Below are 15,707 nucleotides of genomic sequence, written 5' to 3'. Positions count from 1 at the left end.
TGCAGTCGTCATCAACAATGCGATTGCACAGCAGATCGCCGAGCAGGGCGGTGTGGAAGCTTATTTACACGCGCAGCAGGATAAAACGCTGCTGCGTTTCCTGACCTGCGGTAGCGTCGACGACGGAAAAAGTACGCTGATTGGCCGGTTGCTGCACGATACGCGCCAAATTTATGAAGATCAGCTCAGTACGCTGCACAATGACAGCAAGCGTATTGGAACGCAGGGCGAAAAGCTGGATCTGGCACTGTTGGTCGATGGGCTTCAGGCCGAGCGTGAGCAGGGCATCACGATTGACGTGGCCTACCGCTATTTTTCTACGGAAAAGCGCAAATTCATCATCGCCGATACGCCGGGACACGAGCAGTACACCCGCAACATGGCGACCGGTGCATCAACCTGCGAGCTGGCGATTCTGCTGATTGACGCTCGCAAAGGCGTATTGGATCAAACTCGTCGTCACAGCTTTATTGCGACCCTGCTGGGGATTCGCGATCTGGTGGTGGCGGTGAACAAAATGGACTTAGTGGATTATCAGCAAACGGTGTTTGAGCAGTTTAAGCAGGATTATCTGGATTTTGCTCAGCAACTGCCTGCCGACCTGAATATCACCTTTGTGCCGATTTCCGCGCTGGATGGCGACAATGTCGCGACGCCGAGTACGACGATGGGCTGGTATACCGGGCCGACGCTGCTGGACGTGCTGGAAACGGTCAATGTGGCACAGCGCACGCTGGAACAGCCGATGCGCTTCCCGGTGCAATATGTGAACCGTCCGAATCTGGATTTCCGTGGCTACGCAGGAACGCTGGCATCCGGCATCATCCGCGTTGGGCAACGGGTTAAAGTGCTGCCGTCCGGCGTAGAATCCACCGTCAGCCGTATTGTGACCTTTGACGGTGATTTACCGCAGGCGCAGGCGGGTGAAGCGATTACGCTGGTGCTGGCGGATGAGGTGGATATCAGCCGCGGTGACCTGCTAGTCGACAGCGGCGAATCGCTGAAAGCGGTGCAGCATGCGCTGGTGGATGTTGTCTGGATGGCGGAGCAGCCGCTGGTGCCGGGACAAAGCTACGACATCAAGATTGGTGGTAAGAAAACGCGCGCTCGGGTCGAAAATATTCAGTATCAGGTTGAGATCAATACGCTGACGCAGCGCGTAGCGGAGAACCTGCCGCTGAATGGTATCGGTTCGGTTGAGCTGATTTTTGATGAGCCGCTGGTGTTGGACAACTATCAGCACAACGCGGTGACGGGCGGGATGATCTTCATCGATCGTCTGAGCAACGTCACTGTGGGCGCGGGTCTGGTGCGGGAACCTATCGAGCAGGTGTATCAGGAGCCGGGCGCGTACAGCGCGTTTGAGCTGGAACTGAATGCGCTGGTACGTCGCCACTTCCCACATTGGGGTGCGCGCGATCTGCTGGGAGGCAAATAACGTGTCTTTACGCGATGAACCGACTGACGATAACGTCGTCTGGCATGCGCACGATGTCACCCGAGAGTCGCGCGAAACGCTGCATGGTCATCAGGGCGTCGTTATCTGGTTTACCGGGTTGTCTGGATCCGGTAAATCCACGCTGGCGGGGGCGCTGGAACAGGCGCTACATCAGCGTGGCGTCAGCACCTACCTGCTGGATGGCGATAACGTGCGCCACGGTTTGTGCCGCGATTTAGGCTTCACCGATGACGATCGGCGCGAAAATATTCGCCGCGTGGGTGAAGTCGCCAAGCTGATGGTGGATGCGGGTCTGGTGGTCCTGACCGCATTTATCTCGCCGCACCGCGCCGAGCGTAAAATGGTGCAGGATTTACTGGGCGAAGGGCAGTTCATCGAGGTCTTCGTGGATACGCCGTTAGCGACCTGTGAAGCGCGTGATCCCAAGGGATTGTATAAAAAAGCACGTGCGGGAGAGCTGCGTAATTTCACCGGGATCGACTCGGCATATGAAGCACCGGAAGCGCCGGATAGTCATCTGGATGGTGAACAATTAGTAACAAATTTGACAGACCAATTGTTAGATCTGCTTGGCAAGCGAGCTATTATCAAGCTCTGATGTCCCCGCTTTTTTCACCGCGCCGTTGGGTGATGCAGGGAGGAATGGGAAAGATTATGCAAAATGCCACGCAGTTAACGATTAGCAAGACTCGGCCAGCGCAACAAGAAGAGGATGACGGCGTTTCTTACCTGTTTATGGGGGCGGTCACGGGGTTCTCTTTTTATTGGTTGGCCTTTACTATCCCTTTTCTGGTATACGGCTCCAATACCACGTTTTTTTTCATGCTCTACACCTGGCCGTTTTTTCTGGCGCTGATGCCGTTTTCAGTGCTGGTTGGCGTCGGGTTTAGCTTTCTGCTGAGAGGCTATCTTTTTTATACGCTTTTTGCGACAGGACTGACGGTGGTCTGCCTGTTCTGGCTGGTATTTTCTTTTCTGACGGGGTGGTAAAAGAAAAAGGCTGCCAGCGCGGAAGACGCTGACAGCCTGCGGTTTACCGTTTTACCGTATTTACAGTATTTTGCTCAGGAAAGCCTGCGTGCGCGGGTTACTCGGATGCGTAAAGATCGCCTCTGGCGTTCCCTCTTCCTGAATAATTCCCTGATCGATAAAGATCACTCTATCGGCGACTTCTCTCGCAAATGCCATTTCATGGGTCACGATGACCATCGTCATGCCTTCGTTAGCCAGCGTTTTCATGACTGCTAACACTTCACCAACCAGTTCCGGATCCAGCGCGGATGTCGGTTCATCAAACAGCATGATCGCCGGTTCCATCGCTAACGCGCGGGCAATTGCGACACGCTGCTGTTGTCCACCGGACAGGCTGTTCGGCCAGGCATCGATTTTATCCAGCAGGCCGACCTTGCTGAGTAACGCTTTAGCCCGCTCAACGGCCTGCGCGCGGGATAATTTTTTCACATCCATCGGCGCCATAATCACGTTTTCCAACACCGTCATGTGCGGAAATAGATTAAAGCGCTGGAAGACCATCCCCACGCTTTCACGCACGCGATTGATATTGGTTTTCTGATCGTGAATGGCAAAACCGTTGACCGTAATCTCGCCTGCTGACAGTGTCTCCAGTGCGTTGATGCAGCGCAGAAAGGTACTTTTTCCTGAACCGGATGGGCCAATCAGACAGAGCACTTCCTGAGGTGCGATGTCACAGGAAATACCACGCAGGACATGCGTATCGCCAAACTGTTTTTGCAGGTTTTTAACGTGAATCACTTTTGCCAAACCTCATTTCCATGTGCCGCACCAGCAGCGAGAGCAGGAAAGTAATAACCCAGTAGACGATAGAGATCGCCAGGTAGGGTTCCCAGTACGTGGCGTAAGCCCCTGATACCGTACGAGCGGCATAGGCAAGATCCGCCAACCCGATTGCTGAAGCCAGCGATGAATCCTTCACAATCGCGATGGCGTTGTTACCCAACGGCGGCAGCATGCGGCGAAAAGCCTGCGGCAGAATGACTTTCCGCATGGTGCGCCCATAGCTCATTCCGAGAGAGCGTGACGCTTCCATCTGGCCGCGATCGATCGACTGAATGCCAGCGCGGAATATCTCGGAGACATAGGCACCTGCATTCAGCGTAATCGCCACGACGCAAGAGAGGAACGCACCGTAATCTGATCGCAGCGTACGAGCAAAATCGACCGACATAATATTGCTGGTCACCAGCAATCCATCACGCGGATTGATAAACAGCGGCACTAGCGCGAAGTGTACCACCATGATTTGTACAAACAGCGGCGTGCCCCGGAAGGCGCTGATGTAGATGCGTACTGGCCATTGAACGCCGTAGTGCAGAATATATTTCCACGGCCCGTGCGGCGCTTGCGCTAAGCGACCTAATCCGAGCGTTAATCCCCAGCAGGTGCCAAGAATGACACAGATAATGGTGCATTTGATGGTCATCCAGGTGCCTTCCATAAATAGCGGGGCATATTCCTGAATGATCTCCCAACGAAATCCCGTCAAGATCGTTTCCTTTTTTGAATAGGCTAACGTAATGATTATTCTAAATTAAACCGGACAGGCTGGCTGTCCGGTTGATGCGACGTCTCATATGAGGCGATGGAGACCTGGAGAGACGCGCAGTGTTTTGCAGGCGTTATTCTGCGGGTAAGGTCGGAACGTTATTATCAAACCAGGTTTGATAGATCTTGGCGTAGGTGCCATCAGCAACGATTTTTTTCAGCCCTGAGTTAATCTTCGCACGCAGTTGATCGTTGCCTTTCGCGACGGCGATCCCGAAATACTGGCGTTCGAATTTGGCGTCGGAAACCAGATTGAACTGTTTTTCAGGGTGAGTCTTAATGTAAAACTTCACCACGCCCACGTCGCCAACCGCTGCGCCCACACCGTCTTCATACAGCTCTTGTAACATTAACGGAGTGTTATCAAAGCGCTTAATCGATGTACTGTTTTTGCCTAATACGTCGGACACCACGATATCGGCGGTGCTGGAGTTCACGACACCGACTTTGTGATCTTTCAGCGCAGCAATCGAGTCGATCGTCGAGCCTTTAGGCACCACAATGGACTGCTCCGCAGGGAAATAAGGTGTGGAGAAATCGACCATTTGCTTACGTTTGTCGGTAATCGTGATACCGGAAATGATAATGTCGCGGTCGCCGGAGTTAAGGGTCGCGAAGATCCCTTCCCACGGCGTATTGATCAGTTTGATATTAAAATTCTCCGCCTTGGCGATCGCTTTAATAATATCAATATCAAAGCCTTCCAGCTCTTTCTGCGCGTTTTCAAACTCAAAGGGACGATAGGTTCCGCCAGAGCCGACAACGTAAGTGGGTTCAGCGGCGAAGGTGCTAGTAGAGAGTGCGGTTGCGAAGAGCGCACTAACGAATAACAGTTTTTTGAACATGGTTTTCTCCTGGTTTAAATGTAACATTTTCTTTTTTTATGCACTTTGTATGCATAAAAATACACAGATAGCATTAATGGTTCAACTGACGTTTTTCCTATGAGCGGTTTTATTCACATGGCACCTGCGCACTTGCGTCTTCTAATGAATAGAAAGTACGAGAGGCTGAGTGGATGAAATGAGTGTGACGTGGGCGTGCGTTTGGTGTGCTCTTTTACCCGAAATATCCCCATTTGGGCATGTGGCAGGGTGAATATTGCCTCCTACAGCTGGACACAGTGGAGTCGAAACAAAAGTTGTGGGATGATTAGGCGGTTTTTCAGGGGGCGGGATGGGAAAGCTTACGCTGTTATTATTGATATTGCTTGGCTGGCTTCAGTACTCACTGTGGCTGGGCAAGAATGGCATTCATGATTATGTTCGGGTGAAGGATGATGTTGTTGTCCAGCAGGGGAACAATGCCAAATTAAAAGACCGTAACGAACAGCTGTTTGCTGAAATTGATGACCTCAATGGCGGACAGGAAGCGATTGAAGAGCGTGCACGCAATGAACTGGGTATGATCAAACCCGGTGAAAACTTCTATCGTCTGGTGCCAGAATCGAGCCACCGTAACGCGAATACGACGTCATCTAATAACGCTTCATCCAACAACACACAACGTTGACGCATGCAGACACCACGCCTTTCCCCGCCTGACATTGTTGCTGTTTTGCCCGCTGCGGGTAACGGCAGCCGAATGCAAAACGATCGTCCTAAGCAGTATCTGACGATTGGCAATGATGTGACCGGCTATAAAACCATTCTCGAACATACCATCGACGCGCTTTTACGCCATTCACGCGTGCAGCGTGTCGTCGTCGTTATCAGTCCAGATGACGCATTCTTTCATACTCTGGCGATTGCCAACGATACTCGTATTTGTGCCGTGACGGGCGGGCTGCAGCGTGCGGATTCTGTACTGGCTGGGCTGGCCGCCGTTGACGATAGCGCGTGGGCGTTGGTGCATGACGCGGCGCGTCCGTGTCTGCATCAGGACGATCTGACGCGCCTGCTGGCGATTGTTGAGCAGAGTGACGTTGGTGGAATTCTGGCCGCGCCGGTTCGTGATACCATGAAGCGCAGCACGGATGGGTTTATCGATCGCACGGTAGAACGTAACGATTTGTGGCATGCGCTGACGCCGCAGCTTTTTCCTGCTGCATTGCTGAAACAGTGTCTGCAACGGGCGCTTCAGGATGGCGTTGCCGTCACAGATGAAGCCTCCGCGCTAGAATATTGTGGCTATCGCCCGCAAATTATCAGCGGACGTTCGGATAATATCAAAGTCACGCGTCCAGAGGATTTGGCATTAGCCGAATTCTATTTAACCAGTTTGCAGTAACCTCATTTTATTCGTTAAATTTATTTGTTAAATACATATAAGGAGAACGCGCGATGCGTATCGGTCACGGTTTTGATGTCCATAAGTTCGGTGGAGAAGGTCCGCTGGTGATCGGTGGCGTGCGAATTCCTTATACTCAAGGCCTGCTGGCGCATTCCGATGGGGATGTGGTGCTGCATGCCGTGACCGATGCCCTGTTGGGTGCTGCTGCGCTGGGCGATATTGGCAAGCTGTTTCCTGATACCGATCCAGCCTTTAAAGGGGCGGACAGCCGTGGCCTGCTGCGTGAAGCCTGGCGTCGTATCAACGATAAAGGTTATCAGTTGGGAAACTTGGACGTCACGATTATTGCGCAGGCGCCAAAAATGGCACCGCACATCCCGCAAATGCGTGTGAATCTGGCGGAAGATTTGCAGTGTCACATGGACGACGTCAATGTGAAAGCGACCACGACAGAACAGCTGGGCTTTACTGGTCGCGGCGAAGGTATTGCCTGCGAAGCCGTTGCCCTGCTGGTGAAAAAAGAAACGGGCGAAATTGTCGCGTGGTAAGCCGTTGGTTTATCGACAATACTTTATTAAGAATAGAAAGTTAACAGTATAAAAAACACTGTCATGATCGTGCTTCGCCCGATTATGCACTTTGTAGGATAACGATGGAAAATAGCGAACAACTCGTCTGGCTGCACGGTGAACCACTGGCTACTGGCTCATTGAAATCCACTGCGGAAGATTTTCTGGTGGTGGAAGATCTGGGGTTTCAGCCGGATGGTGACGGTGAACAGGTATTGGTGCGTGTACGCAAGCGCGGCTGCAATACGCAATTTGTGGCCGAGATGCTGGCGAAATTTGTTCGTCTACCGCTGCGTGCCGTCAGCTATGCGGGCTTGAAAGATCGTCATGCTGTCACCGAACAGTGGTTTTGCCTGCATATGCCGGGAAAAGAGACGCCTGATTTCTCCTCGCTGGAACTGGAAGGCTGTGATGTGCTTGAGGTGATTCGCCATCGTCGCAAGCTGCGGATCGGTACGCTACGGGGTAACCATTTTACGCTGGTGCTGCGTCAGGTCAGTGACCGAAACGAAGTTGATGCTCGTTTGGCGCTGATTGCCGCGAAAGGCGCGCCTAATTATTTCGGCAGCCAGCGTTTCGGGCGCAACGGAAATAATCTTGAGCAGGCTCGTCTTTGGGCAAATAACGAGATTCGGGTAAAAGAACGCAGTAAGCGGAGCTTTTATCTTTCTGCCAGCCGCAGTGCGATGTTTAATCAGGTTGCCAGCGCGCGGCTCGCGGGGCAGCAGGCGAAAACCGTCTTGTGCGGTGATGCATTGCAGCTAACAGGGCGCGGCAGTTGGTTTGTTGCTAAGTCTGACGAATTGGATGCTTTACAGACGCGCCTTGATGCGGGTGAACTCCAGATTACCGCACCGCTGCCCGGAGATGGCGAACTGGGCACGCAGGATGACGCGCAGCTATTTGAAAAGCAGGTTTTGGTCGGACAAGATGCGCTGTGGTCTTTGGTCAAGCGTGAGCGGATTGAACCAGCCCGGCGTGCGGTACTGCTGTATCCGCAGCAGATGCACTGGGAATGGCAGGATGACGCAACTGTGAAAGTGACATTCTGGCTACCTGCGGGCAGTTTTGCGACCAGCGTGGTGCGTGAATTGCTGCATTCACAGCAGGATACCGATCTCGGTGCCTGATGTGCTGCGATACGTTTTTGCAGAACATAGTTGAAAAGAATAATGCTGGTAACCGTACGATAGCGGCGGCTGGCTTACCCCTGTGCGGGAAAATTGCTGTATTGGTGACGAGGTTAACCGGAGCTGAGGTCGGCGGGGAATGGTAAACAAGCGTATAGAAACGTTGTTGGCGCAACTGCGCCAACAGGGCATTCAGGACGAGCGTCTGCTGAAGGCGATAGAAGCCGTACCCAGAGAACGTTTTGTTGATGAGGCTTTCGAGCATAAAGCGTATGAAAATACCGCTCTGCCTATTGGTTCCGGCCAGACGATTTCGCAGCCCTATATCGTTGCGAAGATGACGGAACTGCTCAGCCTGACGCCCGTATCCCGCGTGCTGGAAATCGGCACTGGGTCGGGTTATCAAACGGCAATTTTAGCGCATTTGGTTCGGCACGTTTGGTCGGTTGAGCGTATCAAAGGGCTGCAATGGCAGGCTAAACGTCGCTTAAAGCAGCTTGATTTGCATAATGTTTCTACCCGTCATGGCGATGGGTGGCAGGGATGGGCGTCGCGCGGGCCGTTTGATGCCATCATCGTGACTGCTGCACCGCCGGAAATTCCCCGAGCGCTGATGGAGCAGCTTGATGAAGGCGGTGTGATGGTATTGCCCGTCGGTGAACAGTCACAATACTTACAAGTTGTGCAACGCCATGCTGGCGAATTTATTATTCAAACGGTTGAAGCTGTTCGGTTTGTTCCGCTGGTCAAAGGGGAATTAGCCTGATACCGTGGCGTTGGTATGCATTTATTGTTAAGTTTTTAAAATTTCAACATAACTGTTTTATAGTGCGAACTTGTTGATATTGTTAGCATCTAATCATCGCGGTGCCTTTCCCGTTTTGCTTATGCGCCAGCGATGGTGAAGTAGCGATCTTTCTCGTTCCAACTAACGAATAAATCACCGGATACCGGTTATGCTACAATCACTTACGCGATAGGCAGTTGAGCTACAGCCAGTTAAGCGAGAGCAGATGCGAGGCAGGCATGTCCGAATTGAGTTCTGGATACTACTGTTTTTTGAACGTTATATAGCCTAAATAGTTCGAGTTGCAGGCAAGCGGCAAGCGCACGACAAATTGGTTCTGACCGATTTGAACAGCGCTAGCGCTTGCCCGAAGGGGGGGGCTTCATGTATGAGGCTCATTAATCCCCAGGAGCTTACATCAGTAAGTGACTGGGTGAGTAAGAGAAGCCAACGTACATGCAACTTGAAATATGACGGATATAGTTACTTTTTTGAACGCTATAGTTATAGGGGAGTAAGGCGCATGGGAAGCCGAATGATGAATTTGCGTCACATTGCTGCTTGTACGGTGATTGTCTTAGGATTGGCGGGATGTACCAACAATAATTCCAAATCCGCACCGATCAGCAGCGTTGACGGAAATACGGGCAGCCGAGGGGGGATGTCATCTGCGCCACCATCACGCATTTCAACAGCGGGTGAAAGCGTGGCAACAACGTCTGACGGACGAATTGTGTACAACCGCAGCTACGGCAATATTCCGAAAGGCAGCTACAGCGGCGGCAGTTCTTACACGGTTAAACGGGGTGATACCCTGTTTTATATCGCGTGGATTACCGGTAATGACTACCGGGATCTGGCGCAGCGCAACAATATTCCTGAGCCGTACAGCCTGAATGTGGGGCAATCACTGAGCTTAGGGAGCGGTTCCGGTAACAACGGATCGGGCGGCGGCCTGACGAGCGGTGGTGGAATGCTCGCAACAACCGATGCCACACGAGGTGGTGTACCAACGCCGCCATCAAGTGCGCAAATACAAACTACATCGGTTGATTCTCAGTCAACTAATGCGTATTCTGGTAATCAGGGTAAACAGAATGTAGGTAAGATGTTACCTACGACAGGGGCACCAACAACCGCTCCTGTTTCCGCACCAGCGGCTGTTGCCAGCAGCAATACCGCTGCTGTCGGCAGTTGGCGTTGGCCTACCGATGGGAAAGTCATAGATAGTTTCTCCGAGTCCGAAGGGGGAAATAAAGGGATTGATATCGCCGGCTCACGTGGGCAACCGATCACCGCAACCGCCAGTGGGCGCGTGGTGTATGCGGGTAATGCGCTACGTGGTTACGGAAATCTGATAATCATCAAACATAATGATGACTACCTCAGTGCCTATGCCCATAACGATACGATGCTAGTCCGTGAGCAACAAGATGTCACGGCAGGACAAAAAATCGCTACGATGGGCAGTACGGGCACCAGCTCAGTTCGCTTGCACTTTGAAATTCGTTACAAGGGGAAATCCGTAAACCCGCTGCGTTTTCTGCCGCAGCGATAAATCGGGCAGAGTATTTCGGTATTCTGCCAAGGGATCACGGGTAGGAGCCACTTATGAGCCAAAGTACGCTGAAAGTTAACGAGTTACATGAAGATACCGATTTCGAAGAAAATGGACTTGACGTTTTTGACGATAAGGCGCTGGCAGAGGAAGATACCAATGATAATGACTCGGCGGAAGACGAGCTGTTATCGCAAGGGGTCCCACAGCGTGTCCTTGACGCAACACAGCTCTATTTAGGAGAGATCGGCTATTCGCCGCTTTTAACCGCAGAAGAAGAAGTTTATTTTGCCCGACGCGCGTTGCGTGGTGATGTCCCATCGCGCCGCCGGATGATCGAGAGTAACCTGCGGCTGGTGGTGAAAATTGCCCGCCGTTACAACAATCGAGGTCTGGCGCTGCTGGATCTGATTGAAGAGGGGAACCTCGGCCTGATCCGTGCGGTTGAAAAATTCGATCCAGAAAGAGGATTCCGTTTTTCAACCTACGCAACCTGGTGGATTCGACAAACGATAGAACGGGCGATTATGAATCAAACCCGTACCATCCGTTTGCCGATTCACATTGTCAAAGAACTCAACGTTTATCTGCGCACCGCGCGCGAACTGTCTCACAAACTGGATCACGAGCCGAGTGCGGAAGAAATCGCCGAACAGCTTGATAAGCCCGTTGATGACGTCAACCGCATGCTGCGCCTGAATGAGCGTATTACTTCCGTCGATACCCCGCTGGGTGGTGATTCGGAAAAAGCACTGCTGGATATTCTGGCAGATGAAAAAGATAACGGGCCTGAAGACACCACCCAGGATAACGATATGAAGCAGAATATCGTTAAATGGTTGTTTGAGCTTAATGCCAAACAGCGTGAGGTGTTGGCGCGTCGTTTCGGCCTGCTAGGGTACGAAGCGGCTACGCTGGAAGATGTGGGTCGTGAAATTGGTTTAACGCGTGAACGTGTTCGCCAGATTCAGGTTGAAGGCTTACGCCGCCTGCGTGAAATTTTGCAGGTTCAGGGGTTGAGCATTGAAGAACTGTTTCGTGAATAATTCGTGACGAGTTACTGATGTTTTGAAATAAACGTCTTGAAATAAAAAATGGTGGGTTTCTCCACCATTTTTTTATGCCTGTATTCGCCCTTTCACACGAAAGGGCGGTCCGAAGGCGATTAGCGGATGATATTCGCCAGCAGGAAATCGACGATTTCGCTAGTTTTAATCATTTGCTTTTCACCGACCCGACGGTTCTTATATTCAATCTCTTCGCTATCCAGATTGCGATCGCCAATCACGATGGTATGCGGTACGCCAATCAACTCCATATCGGCGAACATCACGCCCGGACGTTCTTTACGGTCATCAAGCAGAACTTCAATGCCTTTAGCGCGCAGTTGCTGGTAGATATCTTCAGCCACTTCCTTCACGCGGAAAGACTTGTGCATGTTCATTGGCAGAATAGCAACGTGGAAAGGTGCAATCGCGTCTGGCCAGATGATGCCGCGTTCGTCATGATTTTGCTCAATTGCCGCTGCGACAACGCGCGTCACACCAATACCGTAGCAACCCATCGTCAGCGTCTGGTTACGGCCGTCTTCACCTTGAACTGTGGCTTTCAGCGCTTCAGAATACTTACTGCCCAGTTGGAAGATGTGGCCTACTTCGATACCGCGTTTAATTTGCAGTGTGCCTTTACCGTCTGGGCTGATATCGCCTTCAACCACATTACGGATATCTGCAACCTGCGGTAGCGTAACGTCACGTTCCCAGTTGATGCCAAAATAGTGTTTGCCATCGATGTTCGCGCCAGCGCTGAAGTCGCTCATGGCCGCTACGGTACGATCGACAACGACAGAAATTGACAACTTGATCGGACCCAGAGAGCCTGGGCCTGCGCCGATAGTTGCACGAATCTCTTCTTCCGTTGCGAACGTCAGCGGGCTGGCTACCTGAGCAATTTTCTCAGCCTTGATTTCGTTCAATTCGTGATCGCCGCGAACCAGTAATGCAACCAGTTTATGGCCGCTTTCTTCTGTTGCCTTAACCAGCAGCGTCTTCACGGTTTTTTCTACTGGCAGTGTAAACTGCTCAACCAGCTCGGCGATGGTCTTGGCGTTTGGCGTATCAACCAGACGCAGCTCTTCCGTCGCTTCGGCGCGGCCTAACTTCGGCGCAACCGCTTCTGCCAGCTCAATGTTTGCTGCGTAGTCGGATTCCGTTGAGAAAACGATATCGTCTTCACCGTTGGTCGCCAGTACCTGAAACTCATGGGACGCGTTACCCCCGATAGAACCGGTGTCTGCCTGAACAGCTCTGAAATCCAGATCCATACGGCTGAAAATCTTGCTGTAAGCGGCGTACATCGCGTCGTAAGTGACCTGCAACGATTCCTGTGAAGTGTGGAAAGAGTAGGCGTCTTTCATCAGGAATTCACGCGAGCGCATTACGCCGAAACGCGGGCGCACTTCATCGCGGAATTTGGTTTGAATCTGGAAGAAATTCAGCGGCAGCTGCTTGTAAGAGCTGATTTCATTGCGAATCAGGTCAGTAATGACTTCTTCGTGTGTTGGGCCGAGCACAAATGGGCGTTCGCCACGATCGACAAAACGCAGTAGTTCCGGGCCATAGTCCACCCAACGGCCACTTTCCACCCATAAATCTCCAGGCTGAACAACGGGCATGGAAACTTCAATCGCGCCAGCGTTGTTCATCTCTTCGCGCACGATATTTTCAACTTTTCTCAAAACACGTAAACCGGTCGGCAACCAGGTGTAAAGGCCGGAGGCCAGTTTACGAATCATTCCTGCCCGGAGCATCAACTGATGGCTGATGACTTCTGCATCGGCTGGCGTCTCCTTGAGTGTGGAGAGCATGTATTGGCTAGTACGCATGGGGTTTTAGTTCCGTTAGAACGACAAGTAGCATAGGGCTGCCGTGCAGCCGAAGGCACATAAAAAGTGTCTTAGTTTACCAGCGTGGGCGGCGTGTCAAAAGAGAGCAGGGACAATTTTAGAATATATTGCTGCGGTTCGTGTATTAACACGTGTGTGACGGGTCGAGACTCAGCACTTCGGTTTGTTCTTCGCAGACGTGCCAGCGCACATTGAATTCCAATAGCAAAACGGCGTATTCCCGCGTGGTACTTTCCCCTTTACGGTAGGCGGGGCGCGGATCCTGTGCCAATACCTGCGAGATAAAGCGTTTCAAATGGGGATATTTCTTGTGGTGTTCTGCGATCTGGCTTTCCGCGAGGGCGGAAAAAACTACCGGCATCGCGGCATCGGGTGCCTTTTGGGCAAAACCTGCTCGCGCCTGAGGATGGCTTTCTGCAAAGGGTAGGTAAGGTTTGATATCAACGACCGGTGTGCCATCGACCAGATCAAGACTGCCTAGTTCGAGCGTAATGGCATCGCCTTTTGCACGGATCCCTTTTAGCTCAACCAGCGACATACCAACAGGGTTGGGGCGGAAGGTAGAACGCGTAGCGAAAACGCCTGTACGGGTGTTTCCTCCCAGACGCGGTGGTCGAACCGTCGGACGCCAGCCGCCGTCCATCGTTTGATGAAAGATGAACAGGATCCAAATATGACTGAAATCTTCCAGCCCCCGCACACATTCTGCCTGATTGTACGGTGGTAATAGCTGAAGCTCTCCGTCTCCGTCTTCAATCAGACCCGGCTGCCGAGGAATGGCAAACTTTTCTTTATACGGTGAGCGGATAATCCCGATCTGATTGAAAACAAATTGACTCATTGTGCAGAGACTTTCAGTGCGGTGCCTTGGCAAACGACCTGGCTATAGCAACCCGCTACGCCGCTGACGGTTTGGCATTCATGCAGTAAAACCGCATTGGCTTTCATTGCGGTTGCACGGTTTTGCATTCTTTTACGCGCATTTGCCGCGTTAGGGGGAGAATCCTGAGCGCTGACCTGACATGAGGAGCCTGAAACTTCGCCCATATCACGGAAAGGTTTACCGACTAATTCTTCTGCACTTTTATATAACACCGCTGGCGTCGGGCGAGCTGATGGCTTCGGTTTAGGCGCAGGTTCTACAGTCTTGGTTTCAATAACGGGTTGAGGTGCCGGTGCCGGTGGCTTCTGAAATAAAGAACAGCCTGTCAGCGACATGGCCAACAATATAAAGGGAACAGCACGCATTAAGGATTCCTCTGCTTTTTCTCAAAGAGCGGGTATTGAAGCAAGCAATTGCACAAATAACAAGACGGGCCGTAGCCCGTCTTGCAGATATCTTTTAATTAAACGCGTATACTCGTCATACTTCAAGTTGCATGTGTGTTGGCTACGCTACTCGGCCAACGTGCGTGGGCCTCGCCCCGTTGGGGCCGCTGCAAGCAGCGTTCAAATCTACCTTTGGCAGATTTGTCAGTCACCCGAATCACTTACTTGAGTAAGCTCATCGGGATTCCTTCTCTTGCCGCGTTATTCGGCCTTATGGCCTCCCCCTTCGGGGTCAGCGCAAGCGCTGTTCAAAAACGCCTTGCCGTTTTTGTCCTGAAACTTGAATTATTTAGCGTATGATTGCTGGATTACCAGCCTTGCACTGCGCCGCCATTAAAGGTTTTGTTTGCTGCGTCATTTACTTCGTCAGACTGATAAGCCTGAACGAATTTCTTCACGTTTTCAGCGTCTTTGTTGTCTTCGCGTGAAACCAGCAGGTTTACATACGGAGAGTCTTTCTCTTCAACAAACAGGCCATCTTTGGTTGGCGTCAGGTTAATCTGGCTTGCGTACGTAGTGTTGATTACCGCCAGCGCGATTTGTGCGTCATCTAAAGAACGTGGCAGCTGTGGCGCTTCCAGCTCAACCAGTTTAATGTTTTTCGGGTTTTCGGTCACATCCAGTACGGTTGGCAGCAAGCCGACGTTGTCTTTCAGTTTAATCAAACCGACTTTCTGCAGCAGCAGCAGGGAACGGCCCAGGTTGGTTGGGTCATTTGGAATAGCGATTTGAGCACCATCTTGAAGTTCATTCAGTGATTTGATTTTTTTGGAGTAACCAGCAATTGGGTAAACAAAGCTGTTGCCGACAGAAACCAGTTTATAGCCACGATCTTTGATCTGTTGATCCAGATAAGGTTTGTGCTGGAAGGCATTCAGATCGATGTCACCTTTGCTCAAGGCTTCGTTTGGCAAAACGTAATCGTTAAATGTGACTAACTCAACGTCCAGACCGTATTTGTCTTTTGCCACTTTCTGTGCAACTTCTGCAACCTGTTGCTCTGCGCCAACGATAACGCCAACTTTAATATGATTAGGATTCTTTTCTTCCTGACCACATCCTGCGAGTGCCAGAGCACCAATGAGTGTGCCAATGGTCGCAATAGATTTCAGTTTAATCGCCATATCCTTACCCCTAATTAACTATTTTCTTGGC

Annotated in this window: 17 protein-coding genes; 10 read left to right on the top strand and 7 right to left on the bottom strand. The window is 51.5% G+C overall.

Annotated features, from left to right (window positions below):
* The first annotated feature begins 10 nt into the window (after positions 1-10).
* From cysN to EO763_RS17730, 3 genes are read left to right on the top strand one after another with little or no spacing between them, the layout of a single operon-like run.
* Complete coding sequence (gene cysN, locus EO763_RS17740; protein ID WP_044203067.1) at positions 11-1,438, top strand: sulfate adenylyltransferase subunit CysN; 1,428 nt, start codon at positions 11-13, stop codon at positions 1,436-1,438.
* Positions 1,377-2,057: an adenylyl-sulfate kinase gene (gene cysC / locus EO763_RS17735; RefSeq protein ID WP_180745399.1), complete on the top strand. Its 681-nt coding sequence runs from the start codon at positions 1,377-1,379 to the stop codon at positions 2,055-2,057. The genes cysN and cysC overlap by 62 nt, the downstream gene beginning before the upstream one ends.
* 56 nt (positions 2,058-2,113) lie before the next feature.
* Positions 2,114-2,449, top strand: coding sequence for a DUF3561 family protein (locus EO763_RS17730; protein ID WP_029368162.1), 336 nt, complete (start codon positions 2,114-2,116; stop codon positions 2,447-2,449).
* A gap of 60 nt (positions 2,450-2,509) precedes the next feature.
* Here EO763_RS17730 and EO763_RS17725 read toward each other — a convergent pair whose 3' ends face one another.
* The 3 genes from EO763_RS17725 to EO763_RS17715 form a co-directional block, all read right to left on the bottom strand.
* Positions 2,510-3,232, bottom strand: a complete 723-nt coding sequence (locus EO763_RS17725) for an amino acid ABC transporter ATP-binding protein (protein WP_039494703.1) — start codon at positions 3,230-3,232, stop codon at positions 2,510-2,512.
* Positions 3,219-3,983, bottom strand: a complete 765-nt coding sequence (locus tag EO763_RS17720; protein WP_005973498.1) for an amino acid ABC transporter permease — start codon at positions 3,981-3,983, stop codon at positions 3,219-3,221. The genes EO763_RS17725 and EO763_RS17720 overlap by 14 nt, the downstream gene beginning before the upstream one ends.
* Positions 3,984-4,116: 133 nt before the next feature.
* Positions 4,117-4,887 (bottom strand): basic amino acid ABC transporter substrate-binding protein, encoded by a 771-nt coding sequence (locus EO763_RS17715; protein ID WP_039494674.1) that lies wholly within the window; start codon positions 4,885-4,887, stop codon positions 4,117-4,119.
* 331 nt (positions 4,888-5,218) lie between these two features.
* Here EO763_RS17715 and ftsB point away from each other — a divergent pair, with 331 nt between their 5' ends.
* The 7 genes from ftsB to rpoS all read left to right on the top strand — a co-directional run bounded on the left by ftsB (position 5,219) and on the right by rpoS (position 11,364).
* Complete coding sequence (ftsB, locus tag EO763_RS17710; protein WP_161529744.1) at positions 5,219-5,554, top strand: cell division protein FtsB; 336 nt, start codon at positions 5,219-5,221, stop codon at positions 5,552-5,554.
* Positions 5,555-5,557: 3 nt separating this feature from the next.
* Positions 5,558-6,271, top strand: a complete 714-nt coding sequence (gene ispD / locus EO763_RS17705) for a 2-C-methyl-D-erythritol 4-phosphate cytidylyltransferase (protein ID WP_161529743.1) — start codon at positions 5,558-5,560, stop codon at positions 6,269-6,271.
* A 53-nt stretch (positions 6,272-6,324) separates the two neighbouring features.
* Positions 6,325-6,822: a 2-C-methyl-D-erythritol 2,4-cyclodiphosphate synthase gene (gene ispF, locus EO763_RS17700; protein ID WP_010299845.1), complete on the top strand. Its 498-nt coding sequence runs from the start codon at positions 6,325-6,327 to the stop codon at positions 6,820-6,822.
* A gap of 104 nt (positions 6,823-6,926) precedes the next feature.
* Positions 6,927-7,973: a tRNA pseudouridine(13) synthase TruD gene (gene truD / locus EO763_RS17695; protein ID WP_161529742.1), complete on the top strand. Its 1,047-nt coding sequence runs from the start codon at positions 6,927-6,929 to the stop codon at positions 7,971-7,973.
* A gap of 139 nt (positions 7,974-8,112) precedes the next feature.
* Positions 8,113-8,739, top strand: coding sequence for a protein-L-isoaspartate(D-aspartate) O-methyltransferase (locus EO763_RS17690; RefSeq protein WP_161529741.1), 627 nt, complete (start codon positions 8,113-8,115; stop codon positions 8,737-8,739).
* A gap of 556 nt (positions 8,740-9,295) precedes the next feature.
* Positions 9,296-10,318 carry a murein hydrolase activator NlpD gene (nlpD, locus tag EO763_RS17685; RefSeq protein WP_167521849.1) on the top strand — a complete coding sequence of 341 codons (1,023 nt, stop codon included), beginning with the start codon at positions 9,296-9,298 and terminating at the stop codon, positions 10,316-10,318.
* 53 nt (positions 10,319-10,371) lie between these two features.
* Positions 10,372-11,364, top strand: coding sequence for an RNA polymerase sigma factor RpoS (gene rpoS, locus EO763_RS17680; protein WP_010299820.1), 993 nt, complete (start codon positions 10,372-10,374; stop codon positions 11,362-11,364).
* A gap of 119 nt (positions 11,365-11,483) precedes the next feature.
* Here the strand turns inward: rpoS and proS are convergent, their stop codons facing one another.
* The 4 genes from proS to EO763_RS17660 all read right to left on the bottom strand — a co-directional run bounded on the left by proS (position 11,484) and on the right by EO763_RS17660 (position 15,676).
* A complete protein-coding gene (gene proS, locus EO763_RS17675; protein ID WP_161529739.1) occupies positions 11,484-13,202 on the bottom strand; it encodes a proline--tRNA ligase in 1,719 nt (572 codons plus the stop codon).
* Between the two features lie 145 nt (positions 13,203-13,347).
* On the bottom strand, positions 13,348-14,064 hold the full coding sequence (tsaA, locus tag EO763_RS17670) for a tRNA (N6-threonylcarbamoyladenosine(37)-N6)-methyltransferase TrmO (protein WP_161529738.1): 717 nt from the start codon (positions 14,062-14,064) through the stop codon (positions 13,348-13,350).
* Positions 14,061-14,471, bottom strand: coding sequence for an Rcs stress response system protein RcsF (gene rcsF, locus EO763_RS17665; RefSeq protein ID WP_039494658.1), 411 nt, complete (start codon positions 14,469-14,471; stop codon positions 14,061-14,063). The genes tsaA and rcsF overlap by 4 nt, the downstream gene beginning before the upstream one ends.
* A 389-nt stretch (positions 14,472-14,860) precedes the next feature.
* On the bottom strand, positions 14,861-15,676 hold the full coding sequence (locus EO763_RS17660) for a MetQ/NlpA family lipoprotein (protein WP_039494657.1): 816 nt from the start codon (positions 15,674-15,676) through the stop codon (positions 14,861-14,863).
* Positions 15,677-15,707: the final 31 nt, after the last annotated feature.

Origin of the sequence: Pectobacterium odoriferum (assembly GCF_009931295.1) — a bacterium.
GTDB lineage: Bacteria > Pseudomonadota > Gammaproteobacteria > Enterobacterales > Enterobacteriaceae > Pectobacterium > Pectobacterium odoriferum.
The sequence above is the reverse complement of the archived record's forward strand: the minus strand, read 5'-3'. Positions and strand labels throughout refer to the sequence as shown.

Excerpts from the sequence above, each read along its gene's own strand:
- ispF (WP_010299845.1), top strand. The coding sequence starts at position 6,325 with ATGCGTATCGGTCACGGTTTTGATGTCCATAAGTTCGGTGGAGAAGGT.
- EO763_RS17715 (WP_039494674.1), bottom strand. The coding sequence starts at position 4,887 with ATGTTCAAAAAACTGTTATTCGTTAGTGCGCTCTTCGCAACCGCACTC.
- tsaA (WP_161529738.1), bottom strand. The coding sequence starts at position 14,064 with ATGAGTCAATTTGTTTTCAATCAGATCGGGATTATCCGCTCACCGTAT.
- rpoS (WP_010299820.1), top strand. The coding sequence starts at position 10,372 with ATGAGCCAAAGTACGCTGAAAGTTAACGAGTTACATGAAGATACCGAT.
- rcsF (WP_039494658.1), bottom strand. The coding sequence starts at position 14,471 with ATGCGTGCTGTTCCCTTTATATTGTTGGCCATGTCGCTGACAGGCTGT.
- EO763_RS17660 (WP_039494657.1), bottom strand. The coding sequence starts at position 15,676 with ATGGCGATTAAACTGAAATCTATTGCGACCATTGGCACACTCATTGGT.
- ispD (WP_161529743.1), top strand. The coding sequence starts at position 5,558 with ATGCAGACACCACGCCTTTCCCCGCCTGACATTGTTGCTGTTTTGCCC.
- proS (WP_161529739.1), bottom strand. The coding sequence starts at position 13,202 with ATGCGTACTAGCCAATACATGCTCTCCACACTCAAGGAGACGCCAGCC.
- EO763_RS17690 (WP_161529741.1), top strand. The coding sequence starts at position 8,113 with ATGGTAAACAAGCGTATAGAAACGTTGTTGGCGCAACTGCGCCAACAG.
- nlpD (WP_167521849.1), top strand. The coding sequence starts at position 9,296 with ATGATGAATTTGCGTCACATTGCTGCTTGTACGGTGATTGTCTTAGGA.
- truD (WP_161529742.1), top strand. The coding sequence starts at position 6,927 with ATGGAAAATAGCGAACAACTCGTCTGGCTGCACGGTGAACCACTGGCT.
- EO763_RS17730 (WP_029368162.1), top strand. The coding sequence starts at position 2,114 with ATGCAAAATGCCACGCAGTTAACGATTAGCAAGACTCGGCCAGCGCAA.
- ftsB (WP_161529744.1), top strand. The coding sequence starts at position 5,219 with ATGGGAAAGCTTACGCTGTTATTATTGATATTGCTTGGCTGGCTTCAG.
- cysC (WP_180745399.1), top strand. The coding sequence starts at position 1,377 with ATGCGCTGGTACGTCGCCACTTCCCACATTGGGGTGCGCGCGATCTGC.